This is a genomic window from Denitrificimonas caeni (genome assembly GCF_905120345.1).
Classification (GTDB): Bacteria; Pseudomonadota; Gammaproteobacteria; order Pseudomonadales; family Pseudomonadaceae; genus Denitrificimonas; species Denitrificimonas caeni_A.
Genome location: NZ_CAJHOA010000011.1, coordinates 43,083 through 55,601, shown reverse-complemented (window position 1 = coordinate 55,601; position 12,519 = coordinate 43,083). Strand labels below are relative to the sequence as shown.

At 41.9% G+C, this 12,519-nt stretch carries 13 protein-coding genes; all 13 read right to left on the bottom strand.

From position 1 onward, the window contains the following. Positions 1 to 211: 211 nt before the first annotated feature. The 13 genes from JYJ62_RS15415 to JYJ62_RS15355 all read right to left on the bottom strand — a co-directional run bounded on the left by JYJ62_RS15415 (position 212) and on the right by JYJ62_RS15355 (position 12,481). On the bottom strand, positions 212 to 901 hold the full coding sequence (locus JYJ62_RS15415; RefSeq protein WP_205343131.1) for an MgtC/SapB family protein: 690 nt from the start codon (positions 899 to 901) through the stop codon (positions 212 to 214). A 296-nt stretch (positions 902 to 1,197) separates the two neighbouring features. Next, positions 1,198 to 2,817 (bottom strand): mechanosensitive ion channel family protein, encoded by a 1,620-nt coding sequence (locus JYJ62_RS15410; protein WP_205343130.1) that lies wholly within the window; start codon positions 2,815 to 2,817, stop codon positions 1,198 to 1,200. Between the two features lie 617 nt (positions 2,818 to 3,434). Beyond that, positions 3,435 to 3,983 carry a hypothetical protein gene (locus JYJ62_RS15405; RefSeq protein WP_205343129.1) on the bottom strand — a complete coding sequence of 183 codons (549 nt, stop codon included), beginning with the start codon at positions 3,981 to 3,983 and terminating at the stop codon, positions 3,435 to 3,437. A 99-nt stretch (positions 3,984 to 4,082) separates the two neighbouring features. Further along, positions 4,083 to 4,469 carry a hypothetical protein gene (locus JYJ62_RS15400; RefSeq protein WP_205343128.1) on the bottom strand — a complete coding sequence of 129 codons (387 nt, stop codon included), beginning with the start codon at positions 4,467 to 4,469 and terminating at the stop codon, positions 4,083 to 4,085. Positions 4,470 to 4,544: 75 nt separating this feature from the next. Further along, positions 4,545 to 5,357, bottom strand: a complete 813-nt coding sequence (locus JYJ62_RS15395) for a hypothetical protein (RefSeq protein WP_205343127.1) — start codon at positions 5,355 to 5,357, stop codon at positions 4,545 to 4,547. A gap of 105 nt (positions 5,358 to 5,462) precedes the next feature. Then, complete coding sequence (locus JYJ62_RS15390; RefSeq protein WP_205343126.1) at positions 5,463 to 5,753, bottom strand: type II toxin-antitoxin system RelE/ParE family toxin; 291 nt, start codon at positions 5,751 to 5,753, stop codon at positions 5,463 to 5,465. After that, the gene (locus JYJ62_RS15385) at positions 5,750 to 6,013 is read right to left on the bottom strand and encodes a ribbon-helix-helix protein, CopG family (protein WP_205343125.1); all 264 of its coding nucleotides are present in this window, start codon (positions 6,011 to 6,013) and stop codon (positions 5,750 to 5,752) included. The genes JYJ62_RS15390 and JYJ62_RS15385 overlap by 4 nt, the downstream gene beginning before the upstream one ends. Before the next feature lie 123 nt (positions 6,014 to 6,136). Next, complete coding sequence (locus JYJ62_RS15380; RefSeq protein WP_205343124.1) at positions 6,137 to 7,342, bottom strand: IS91 family transposase; 1,206 nt, start codon at positions 7,340 to 7,342, stop codon at positions 6,137 to 6,139. A 142-nt stretch (positions 7,343 to 7,484) separates the two neighbouring features. Next, complete coding sequence (locus JYJ62_RS15375) at positions 7,485 to 9,317, bottom strand: DUF4209 domain-containing protein (protein ID WP_205343123.1); 1,833 nt, start codon at positions 9,315 to 9,317, stop codon at positions 7,485 to 7,487. 112 nt (positions 9,318 to 9,429) lie between these two features. Then, positions 9,430 to 10,188, bottom strand: coding sequence for a DUF2971 domain-containing protein (locus JYJ62_RS15370; RefSeq protein WP_205343122.1), 759 nt, complete (start codon positions 10,186 to 10,188; stop codon positions 9,430 to 9,432). Between the two features lie 133 nt (positions 10,189 to 10,321). Beyond that, on the bottom strand, positions 10,322 to 10,894 hold the full coding sequence (locus JYJ62_RS15365) for a DUF6037 family protein (RefSeq protein WP_205343121.1): 573 nt from the start codon (positions 10,892 to 10,894) through the stop codon (positions 10,322 to 10,324). A gap of 85 nt (positions 10,895 to 10,979) precedes the next feature. After that, positions 10,980 to 12,113 (bottom strand): DUF6575 domain-containing protein, encoded by a 1,134-nt coding sequence (locus JYJ62_RS15360; RefSeq protein ID WP_332461641.1) that lies wholly within the window; start codon positions 12,111 to 12,113, stop codon positions 10,980 to 10,982. Then, positions 12,110 to 12,481 carry a hypothetical protein gene (locus tag JYJ62_RS15355; protein WP_205343119.1) on the bottom strand — a complete coding sequence of 124 codons (372 nt, stop codon included), beginning with the start codon at positions 12,479 to 12,481 and terminating at the stop codon, positions 12,110 to 12,112. The genes JYJ62_RS15360 and JYJ62_RS15355 overlap by 4 nt, the downstream gene beginning before the upstream one ends. Positions 12,482 to 12,519: the final 38 nt, after the last annotated feature.

Genomic DNA, 12,519 nt, shown 5'->3' with positions numbered 1-12,519 from the left:
TTTTTTGTTCATCGTCTGTCTATCCTTCCCGTTAGGGGTCAATGATAAACAGTTACACAGATTTAATTACAGTCTCCCATGCTATCCGAGAAAACTCCGGCCAAATTAAAATGTTTGATGTTCCGCTACTCATATATTATTCATTTAAAACAGACTCTCAATATGACGAGACTATATTGCTTCTACATAAACGTCACTCTTTTTTCAACTGCTAAACTTTCGTAATTTCCACTTGATTAACGCCAGTAATTTTTCTAATTTTATCATATCGGGAATAAATGTTTCCCTTCTCATCATCAATAAAACAAAGCATATCAAGCCGGTGACCATTATCTATACCTTTTATTTTCACATTTTCAATACTGATCACGAGGGCTTCAATCTCTTTAACGACTGTATCAATCAGAACAGTAGAATCAAGGGAGGCGCTCAATGAAACCTTCTGCTCCTTTAACGAACTTGGACCTATTTTACGCATAACAAAAGGAAGAAAACTGACCGTAAGACTAATTAATGTAACACTAACCGCGACTTCGAGATAATAACCTAAACCAATCCCAATTCCAGATCCAGAGGCTGCCCAAACAATTGCAGCCGTTGTCAGTCCAGAAATAACGTTACTATCTCTGCGTAAAATAACACCCGCTCCAAGAAAACCAACACCAGTCACAATTTGTGATGCCAAGCGCATCGGATCCGCCCCAGTAAAAATAGTTCCTTCATATAAATTTAGTGTAAACTCAATTGAAACAATAGTAAGTAAACAGCTTGCAATCGCAATTACGACGCATGTTTTTAACCCTAATGCCTTATGCTTCGTCTCTCTCTCTAATCCCAAAATCAAACCTGCTACTGCCGCTAAAGATAGCTTTAAAATCAAAACTCCAATCTCAACTATCATAATTATCTCCCCTCTATTCCCTATGTGTCAGCGTAGTTATCGCCTAATTATTTCAACTATAAATAGACAGTCTGTATAACACTACCCAGTGAGTTACTTCTAAATATATTTCTAGCCATATATTTAGAAAGTTACGGCCAAATTGGGTTTTACCCTCTCCGGTATATACAGACTGCATAATGGCAATAAATAATAACCAATGTCATAAAAATAGTTAATCTGCGCTAACCCTTTTTAATTGACGTTTAATCATCTGACTTTGTATCTAAATGGGGCTTCACCGCCGTCAGCTGCGGCTAAATATGCGGGCCATCAAATCGCTCATAAGGCCACCAATCAGGATGATGGCTGCGTACATGATCCAGCATGGCTTCGCGCAGGCGCATCGCCGTTGCCCACGCGGTAGAAGGATCGGGAGACATGGCATAAAAAGATAACTCTTGGCCAGCACGAGAATGCTGGGTGACACTGGCGGCCAGCGTATGATAATCGATAACCCCCTCATCATTTTTTGCCAGCTCAATGAATACCTCACGCAGTTGGCGAATATCGGCACTGTGATCCAAAAACAGCACAATTGTATTCATGATCCGAGCATCTTTTACTGACCAGTTTTCAAAGGGCTGCGAAACGAAATACTTAACCGGCACGATAATGCGCCGCTCGTCCCATGTACGCAGGCGAATAAAAGTATAAAAAATACTCTCTACATAAGCCCAGTTACCTTCAAATAATACACTGTCGCCAATGCGCACCGGTTTAGCTAAGGCGATTTGCAAAGAGGCCATGATATTACCCAGCACCGCCTGCCCAGCTATCCCCAGTAACACCGTCACCACCCCAGCCGAAGCCAGCAATGACATGCCTAAGGATTCAAACAAGTTTAGCTGGATCAATAGCACTATTGCCGATATCGCCACCATCACCAGTACCACCACCCGGCGCAGTGCATAGATAGAAGTGTAAAGTTCGCGCTTTTTAATACTGCGCGTATCGTCGATATCACCTATCACCCGTAGCGTCACTCGATCAAGGATGACATCAATAATTTTAAGAGCCGCCATGCCTAACCCTGAGACGACGATAATAATTAAAAACGGTCGCACGATATTGGTGGCGGGGCCAGAAAATGACACCCCCATCTTAAAAAAGAGCTGTGCCGCAATAGCCATTGCCACCAAAGCCAGCGGCAGCCGTGTCTTCTCTGCAGCTTGGCGCAAGAGAGGACTGTTAGCCTTATAGCCTAGCCATCGCATCATGCGGTTAATCAGCCAGCCCAAGCCAAGCAGTGCACACAGCAGCAATGGCAGCGCTATCCATTCCCAAAGCCGTAAGCCACCCACTCGTTGTTTAAGGCTGCTAGGAATATAAGCCTCAAATATATGAGGCCCGTATGCTTCATACAAAATGGGAATATTTTCTACGGTCTGCGGTGTGAATAGCCACACCGGCTCTCTGCCTTTGTTCTTATAGCGAGCTAAGCGAATTTCATAGGTTTGGCTGTTGAGCTTCACCATTTTTAAGCCAATATCGCGCCGCGCTTTACCGGTAAGCGGATGATTAGCAGGACCTTGATCCTGCATAGCATCGGGCCGAGCCGACAAGCTGGACCAATCAATCCACAGCTGCCGGTCAATCACCAAACCTAATTGTCGGGCCAGCTCGGCGCCGTGTTTGGCGCGATCAGCTTGGGGCAAATCTCCTAAGTTTAAAAACTCAGCGGCCTTTTGGTATTCTTTCGTTTCGGTGAGAGTCACAAAATTGCGCACCGTCTCTCTGGGAGTGCGACGATTCAGCCCTTCAGCGTTTTCTTGTGCACCAATCGCCGCTAAGTCTGCTTCATACCATGAAGCGCTGCCTTCACTGGTGGCGGCAAATGCCATCGACGGCACTAGACTCACTATTGCGAGAGTCAAGAAAGCGCAGACCAAGGTTAACCAAGTGGCTTTTGGGGTAAGAGCAAGCGAGTGGATAATGGACTCCATCAATGTCAATTAAGCAATAAAACACCTTTCATTTGGCAAAGCCGTTTTAATAATCAGTACTGAGCATAAACGGGATAGCCGGCAATGTCTGCTGCTGTGCCATGTCATCATGCCTGTGCTTGTTTATAGCAGCATTTGCTGCTCATCATTCAGGTTATAAAAAACGGCGAAGGCTTAATAAACAACGTTGTTATGCCACTTCAATCTCTATGACAAAACGGCTATAACGCCCGTATTTGCGGCTGGTTTGAAGCGCAGCGGAAAATCAGTCCGACAACATGCGCTTGTTAGGCTTTGGTTGCGCTGCTGTTGTAGCAACACTAATATTTTCAGCTAGGTATTATAAACCATTGATAGTGCCTGATTTTCTTGGCTGACAAATTTTTGATAGTAGTCAGCGGAACGCGTAATTCACCCTTTCTTTACTGAGGTTTTCTAATAGATAATAACTAGCCCACTATAAATAAAAAGCATATCGACTCCATTTGTTAGAAAGTGCCTAAAACAAGAGTGAAACAGTAATTTCCTGATTACTCATACTGGCCTTTTTAGACATTTTTGGTACCCTGCCACCAGATGACTGCACCTATTAGCAATACAAAAGATGCTACGGGGTATAGCACATAATTAATCCAAGCTTGCTCAAATTGAGGCAACCAATAACCAATAAAAGCTACTGGGATTGAAACTACAGCCACACCAGCTGCTGCTTCACCCCCCGTCTTTTTTTTAAAAAGTAGAAGTAACATCATTAGTAATAACCACGGAAGCAATGCTGCCAATGTCTGTGTGACAGGAGGAGAAAGCACTATAGCGGCACTCTCAGAATTTAAAGCATTAAGGTTCTTATTGAGCCCCCTATATATACTCTGCAGTTCTTGGTTATCGATTATGGCTTTATTCGAGTTGAGGTTAACCAGTTTTTCTAAGAGCTCGACTTGTTTCTCCATTCTTTTAAGCTGGAACGAGTCTGTATATGATTCATACATCCACGCGAAAGAAGCCATGAGCGACAGAATGACTACGAGCAAAAGTAAGCGCCGCCATGAAAAATCATCAATTAACTTTTCAAAGAATCCTATTATCGGATCTAACACAATGAACCCCTAACGCCTCCAGTATGCTCACACTTAAAACAGTACTGAAGACGTAATATAATGAGCTTTTTCATACTTTGATTTGTTAATGTTTTATTACTAATTCGCATGCATGTGCGTTTTCCCAAGAATATACATTTCTGTTTTGTTTGCAGGCATATTATTGATCTCTTCGCACTCGTCCTTACCACCCTTAAAGACATAACCTTGACGGCCAAATTGGTTTAGAACTTTGATTTCGGAAATTTCATCGAGACTACTCGGGCTGAGAATCGTGCCCATGCATAGGCCATTGACGATCATCGCTCGATAAACCTGATCTGTAATTCTTCCCTCCTTGGAGATTATAGTGAGTGATTCACCATCTACTCGAATTTCAACCGGATCCCACATAAGAAGACTCTGTTTAGCGTAACCTTCAATTGGGTTCGCGGTTACCACTTGCGCCCAAAAGCTCAAAACAATGACAATACTAATTTTTTTCATAATTCTTCCTTAAAATGTATTGAAGTCGGAGCTGCATAGCAGTGAAGGTACAAGCTCATTTATCAGCGAATTAAATTAATTATTAGACGCTTTTTCATATGTAACCCCTAGCGCAAAGGCATTTACTCCGCTGCATTCTGGACATTTCCAATGCCTACCAACCTCTAGCTCATGTTGCCATACAACAATTTCATGATGGCATCCTGTACCGCCGCATTTGACCTTGAGCTGATGAGGTGCCTGTTTAAAATTTCCTGCTCCGTCATCTGTGACAATATAAGTAGCCATACAGTTATAGCACTTAGCTTCGAAAATTTTCTCTCCAACAGGAATTCGTTTACGGATTGAGTTCCCGCATTCAATACATTTAATGCTCATAAAGCGACCTAATGTGCAATTGAATACTGAGGAAGACAAAACTTTATTAATGAACTCAGTAATGTCCCCACAACGATTTCTGAATCGTTTGAAATCCAGTCCTTCTCCAGTCTTACTATGTTTTAAAGATTGAATATGTAGATAGCTACCTAAGGCATCATAGTGTTTCTTGAGCACCTTCATACTGAGCACTACTTCTGAGCCTAGCGATTTCATTTCTGGCGCGGGTTTCCCATACTCCTTCTCAACACCCACAGCCAATGAACTGTCTTTATCCGCAAAGGGATCAATTTCGAGGAGAACTAGCAAGACCTTCCGTGGCTGCCAAGTCTCATACTCTCGGGGAGGAAATTCATCTTTATATGCTAAAGCCCTATCGTATGTAAGAGCTTCCATAGCCATTCTTAGCTCCAAAGCAGCATGACGAAGGCGTTGATCTTTTTTTGAATCAAGTTCTTCTTTAGCATAACTTAGGTGTTCTCGAGCCAAATTACGGTAGTTTATGTCCATGCTGAATAATTCGCCTAACGCCCAGCTCACAGGCGGAGAAAATTGGCGCGTGTTTTTGCGTAAGCAAAAGGCGCGACAGTTTGCAGAGTCCAGTGCAGCTGCTTGTTATAAATTTTTCTCGTTTTCTTTGTTGTGCCAAACTCGCAAAATATAAACAGTGCCTTCAGTAATTAAATACCGCACGGTGTAATCACCAACATATAAATCTCGGATTCTTTCTGGATCAGGAGCTTTAAATACGGGTAAGCCAATTTCCGGAAATTGCTTTAATCTGGAAACACCCTCTTGAAGATCAATTACGATTCTTCGAGCGGCATATGGATTTTTAACTTCAATAAACTCGACAACTCGTTGAAGGTCTTCGAGCGATTCCGGGGAATACTTAACCTCAATCATTTAGGTGGCTCTTTACGCTCACCAGTGCCCCAGCTGTTTAACCAAGCATTCACATCCGCTTCAGCAACGGATTTGCCAGACTTAATAGACTCTAAGGCCTCAAGTGTGTCTGACCACCTAGAGTCCTCGAGAGATTGCCTTGCCAAAAACTCTTTAATTGCTTGATTTATAAGATAGTTTTTACTTCTATCTAGCTTGCTAGCTAAAGATTCAAGTGGCTTCTCTATATCATCGGCTAACCGGATACTTGTAATACTCATCGAAACACACCTCTGTATTCGTTTGTAATACATCTTAGTACATACTTACACTCAGGGCTAGCGTGATTTATAACGCTTAGATAACCGTCCTTGCCTAACCAAAAAAAAGACCCATTCGGAGCTTTAGGACGTATTGTAAAAAACACCCGCAAGGGGCGGTTCATCGACTTGTTGTACAGAACCGCTGACACCAATGCTCAGCGCTTCTTTATTAATGGAAATTCCTTTTGACCGACGTGCCCACCAGCGACGACTTAACTGCGCTGGCCCGCCACAGGTTTTGCAATAAACTACCATCGATAGCCGATCAACACTACTTGCATGCGGCATAGACTCGACCGTTCCGCATTGTTGCCGGCATTGCTCATACCGTAACGTACTCGCAGAAGCATACAGCCCGTAATAACGAATGGTGTGCAAACCCTTGGGTGGCACATGCTGAAGTAGCCGACTTATAAAATCCATCGGTTTGAGTCGTTGCTGTTTAATACGTTTATCACGATGATCCAAATAGCTCATTGTCACAACGTCAGCGGTCATCTGCTTTAATTGTCGCGGATCAACAGGGCCGCCTTTGCAATAACGCGCAAGATAAAGCACCACGCCTTTGCCATGCGCATAGCGCTCTTCAATACGCACACACCAATGCTTTTTGTACAGACTCCGATACATCGACCAAAACTGCGTGGCCGACATTGTTGGTGGCAAAATCAACTCTCCCGCATCAAACGCGGCTTTAATAAAAGACTGCAGCTTGCCACGATAGACCGAGCGAATCACCGCGCTGGGTACGAGGTAACTCCCTAGCGCCTTCCAGTCATTGTTTGAGTCAAGACCGCCCGCAGTCACCAAGCAATGTGTATGCGGGTGAAGTGTTAGTTGCCGTCCCCACGTATGCAGCGCTATTAGAATCCCAGGTGTGACACCGCCATGTCGCTGCTGCACGAGTAATTGCAGTAATGTTTCTTGGCTGGCTTTAAACAGAATCCGAGCAAATAGCGCTTCGTTATAACGCCACAGCGGTAAATACTCATGAGGCAAGGTGAAAATCACATGAAAGTGCGGCACGTCGAGCAAGCGCGCTTTTTGCTTTTCAATCCAGTCAAGGCGTTGCTTATGAGCGCAGACATAACAGCTGCGATGGCGACACGAGTGCAGTTGCTCTATCTCGGCATGGTTTAACTTGCAGCGGTAATAACTGGCACCCAATGCACGTGTACGGCAATGGGTTAGCGCATCAATTGCCTTGAGGTTTTTAAGCGGTTGCTTGGTATTCTTAAGTTGTTCAGAGTAACAAGCAAACAGATTTTGTATGGCTCGATTGGACATATCCTTTGTCCTCAGCTGTTATATACATAACTCCAACGTTAATACTCTGCCGCGTAGCGGCTATGTGCAACGCCCGCGTAATGGGCTGGTTTGGAGCGTAAGCGGAAAACCAGTCCCGATTCACGCGTTTGTTAGTGCTGATTTAATTATCAGCCTCATTGCTTTCTTCTGAAGATACTATTATTGAATGAATAACCGTCCTAAGAAGCATCCACCAAGCGTAAATAGGAGAAGCAGAGTAAGCCGCATTATCAGTTAAAAGGCCATGTGCCACTTCATTTCGTAAATTTGGACCTATGGAATTAGCAAATAAAGCTTTTAGTTCAAAAAGTTTATCTTGACCAAAAACTGCTACAGCTTCTTGCATATCCAGAAGAGTACTTAAGCCATTTTCATGCTCAATACCATTTTTGTCGATGTGAGTTGTATGGGCACCGTGTTTCTTTAATTGTTCTCTCACAATTTTTTCTATTTGGGGAGCTATTAAATGGATGGCTGTAGAGAAATCTAGCTCGAAACCCAACCAAATTGCATTCGCCACCAGATTTACATTGGATTTTGGAACCAGCGGGCTGAAATCACACATTTCAAAGACAAAATTCTTACTAAAAGTATGCTCACTCAAAATCTGTTGCAGTGCAGGAATAATAGATAATTGAACGTTCAACCCTACTTCGTGACTAAAAGCCCTAACCATTTTATCGCCTAGTGCAACATCAAATGAGTCTTGATCATCACTGAACCCTACCGATGGTGTTTTAGCGACGACCCGCCCATCAATTGAGTATTGAGTTGAGCCAAATAAAGAACTAAGAAAATACTGACTCATATTCTCTTTTTCTCTTTGTTTTAATGAAGCGTAATCTGGAATATTGCATACTCCAGAAAAATAGACGAGCGCCTCATATTCAGAGCTTTTACCTGACACATGACTCTTAGATGCAGCTACTACCTCATCAGCGCCTTCTAAGGGTGTACGAAAAGCCGCCATCTCATCTAGAGTATGTCTACCTGCTTCGTTTAGTTTATGCCGAAGCATTGAAATCTTTTGATCAATTGAATACTCCTCACGGAAATTCTTTGGGACTTTTCTGTAAGTATGAATAGCACTTTCAAAAAGACCACTTGATATTAGTTTCGCCCCTTTTCCTGAGTTGAAATTCTTCTCAGCATCTTGAGCATAACAATCCGCCACCTTGACTAAGTTATAAATGTATTTGGATTCATTTGACATCTTCTTGTACATTCTAGAACTAAGCTGAAAATGACGAGTTGCATTCTGAAAACTCTCAGAAGACATAAACTTAAGCCCCAAGGCTTCTAACCGTTCTGCTATATCTAAGGTAAAATCTTTTAAGGCACCAACCTCGACGACAAGGTCAGCTATTGAATGTGCAATATCAATAAATTCATCTGTATCAGTATTGAATGCATCAACTAGATATTTTTCAATTTTTTCCAAGCGCTCTGAATCTCTAAGCAACTTTATTAGTCGATAGGCTCGTTCGAATTCTTTTTTTCCATTATGCAACCATGTTGTAGGATTAATACCCGCCGAGATGTAACAATCTATAGCAGTTTTTGCATGCGCAGGACTTTTTGGTTTATTACAAACCCATAATAAATCACCTATTCTTGCTCTCAATGGCTTATGGTGAAGCATATCAATTATTTTTGACAAGGTACTAAGATCATCTAAAGAGAAGTCACAGGGTAATGCTGAACGTCTGCCATCTGCCATCTGTATGAGAGCTTTAAAAGGTTCATTATTGCTTCTTGGTGTTAACATCATAGATGTAACATCCTTAAGGAGACGCAATAATTTCCTGATTTCTTCTGGAAAATTATCTTTCTCACTCTCAGCTTCTCGACCGAATGCGCTTGAAAGGTGATTTAAACTTTTATCTCCCACCTCATTAATTATATTTCCTATAATTTCAATGTCATTGAATTCCATAGGTTTTTTATTTGTCATTATTTGGAACCCTTTCGATAGTTCGCAGCATAAAGAGCACTAACGCCCGCATTTTCGGCTAGTTTGAAGCATCGGAAAACTAGTCCGACAACATGCGCTTGTTATGTGCCGACTAAACATCCATTCCTAAGTTATAAACTATATTAACGTCGCTATTCGCGTCGTATGACTGAAATTTTAGCTTATAGCATGAGGGATGTGGCTTCGCATCTATAAGTTCGATATCATAGCTAGCAATCTTTTTATGGATATATTGTTTGTGCTCACTCTTCATTCTGCAACCCATGATAATTTTTTTAATATTTACAGGATCAATTTTATAGCCCCAAATAGTTTCAGGTTCTAGCGCTATTTCTGTAGCATTACCCATGGGCAATAATATTCTATGCTCTTTTTCATAAGACCAATCTATAGATTTTTTAAACCAATCATTTGTGTTGTTTACCAAATCACTCGGTAGAATAAATTGTGGCCTTTCTTCTGTGTATACTACTGGCTTTAGCTCACCAACATTCATTGAGTAGTTACAGCCATACATAGAGTTAAAAAAATCACACTCAGCGTCATATCCTATACACAGCCCAGTATGATTATCAGCATAATGAGACCACATTAGAATATTCTCGAATATCTCGCTAAAACAAAGAATTGCTAAAGATGCACGAGCACCTGCCTCAATATCTAAGTAAGTTTCAGAGTAGTAATCAAGTGTTTTGTAGTATTCCGGCATCATGTCGTAGAATTCTTCAGCCTCGCTCTCTGGCAAAGACATGCCGTACTCTCCAAGTACCAAATCAAACGGATCGTTAAACTCACCATATCTTGATATTTTAAGCATGAAATTATTAAAGTAGCTTTCACGAAATGGCATGTACTTATATATTAACATTGAAAATTATCTGCATAGTTTGATTACCTATAAAACACATAACGCCGCGCTCTGCGGTGAATTTGGAGCGCAGCGGAAAATTTATCCGACAGCAGCGCCTTGTTATGAGTAAACTTCACGGTAAAACAAAACCCTTCGCAGCTTTTTTATTATCAGTCCAGCAACTGCTAATATTCTTTTGTTTACACCTCTCAAAGGCTTTCTCCCCTAACAGCCTTCTCGTTTTCTCAAGGTTTAAGATGCCTACTTTTTCTCCACGCTTGGTATTGTCTCGCCAACCGAGAAAGTAAATCTTGTCAGCCTCTTCAGCAACTGAGCGATAATCTGCAACTTCGTGTGGTGCCGCTTTTTGTGCTGCAAGCGCATGATTTGGGATATTCGCATTGAATTCTTTAAAGAAGTTCCGAGGACTGAAAGGCCTATCTGGATCGTATTCTAGCCCCAGGACCCGGCAGAGCTCTTTGTAGGTGTTACGATCAAACTTCGGATCAACCTCGAAACCTCTCTCCACCACTATCTCGAAGCTAAAATTTTCGGATTTCACTCCAAAGAGAAGAACAAAGGGGCTTCCATCAACAAAAAAGAAAACATCAAACAGTGCTTTCCCTGACTTGTAGGAGAAACGATATCGGTCAATATCTTGAGATGTCATGCTGCGGTACAGATCGACTAATCCTTCTAGTTTCATTAACTGACTCCATACTTACTCGTAACACCTGAAGTTGCGGCAGAGACAGAGCGAAGCTGAGTGCCTGTCCTACAACCTGCAATTGTTATGTTGTTTTTTCAAGGCTAGTGAGCAATAATTTTTTTACTTCTTTCGACGTCCCTAAAACAACTTCGATTCTCTCTTCGCAAGTCAGCATATACTTCTGTTTCCGTATTATTATTCCATCCATAGTTATACTAGACTCAGGGTGGATAGCTCCGGAGTTATGTTCACCCTCATCATCGATAATTTTCCAAGTATTTGCATCGCTATTTGCAATGGTAAAGTAGCCTTTCAATACAACCTGTTCTGAAAACAAATCATCTCTCTGTCTGCATAATTTTACTAATTCACTAACATGACCAAGACTAGCACTTGCTGAATGCGACCCACCCATATATGGATTCGCCCAGCGATGTGATATTGGGCACGAGTTATCCACCATAAATTCAAGTAGTTTTATCAAAGACGACGCTGTATGGCCTTTTAAGCTCTGGAGATAATTGATAGCCGAATCAGGGTCGTTAGTGAGGGCTAGCAATTTATTTAATTTCTCAAACGCTCCAGCTAACAGCGCGTTATCTCCAAGTAAATCGCTCTCGTAAGAGCTTCTCATTTGGATAGTAAACGAGCCATATGAAAACCCAAACACATCAGTGCTGTATGGTGTTTCTCCCTTTGCTACAGTTTTATTTACTTCTTTTGCTGTCAACTTAGTCAGGTGTTTAATTGCATTTTGATAAATAATCAAAAACTCTGACAGTTTCGTTGTTCGGATTCGGGGTATGTCTTCAGACTCAGCAACTGAAAGAGATGCGTACGAAACTATAGAGTTAAGCTCTAGTGCTTTGCTAGAAACCTCATCGTACCCATCAAAATACAACCCCTCATCTGGTAGATATTCTTTTGGACATACGCCTTCGACGGGCGAAATCATTAGCTCGTTATTGTCATTCGAGGCTGTGCACTCGTAAAAACTAGATAACTCTGGATCAGAAAAAACTTCGCGCAGATCAATTTTTGCAGTGCAGAGTTTATCAATGCGGTTTCCTGAAGTTGGGGTGCAAAAATATATTGGTCCTTCTGCATTTTCAGATACAGCCATACACACATACCGAAGATCCACCGAATCTTTTCCGATAAAGACCTGGGGGAAGTCGTAATAGAGCAATATTATTGTCGGGATTATTTTTCTCATGACGTGATCACAGTACTTTGTGCTTGTGGCATAAAGGAATTGCTTCGCCACCAAGAATAATGGGTTTTGTCACGCCCAGTCTGCTTTGCAATGCCTGCATTGATATCTAGCGTAATTTCAGCGATTTCTTTGTACTTGTGCATTGAGAGTTTTCTGAGTTTGTCGCAATCCTCATAACACTCGTATATAGATAAAGATCTAGCACGGCATTCGTCGACATTAAAAGACTTATTAGGCCATATTTTTCTATGAGACCAAAAGTCCTCGCAGCCAGCAACAGCACCCGTCACAAGCCTATAAAAAGTCCCTTTAACTGGCTTCGCGCCAAAAGGCGGACACTGTTCTGGTAACGGCTCAAACCACATCATTTACACCAATCCTTTTGTTGGCCACTCAAAAAATAACG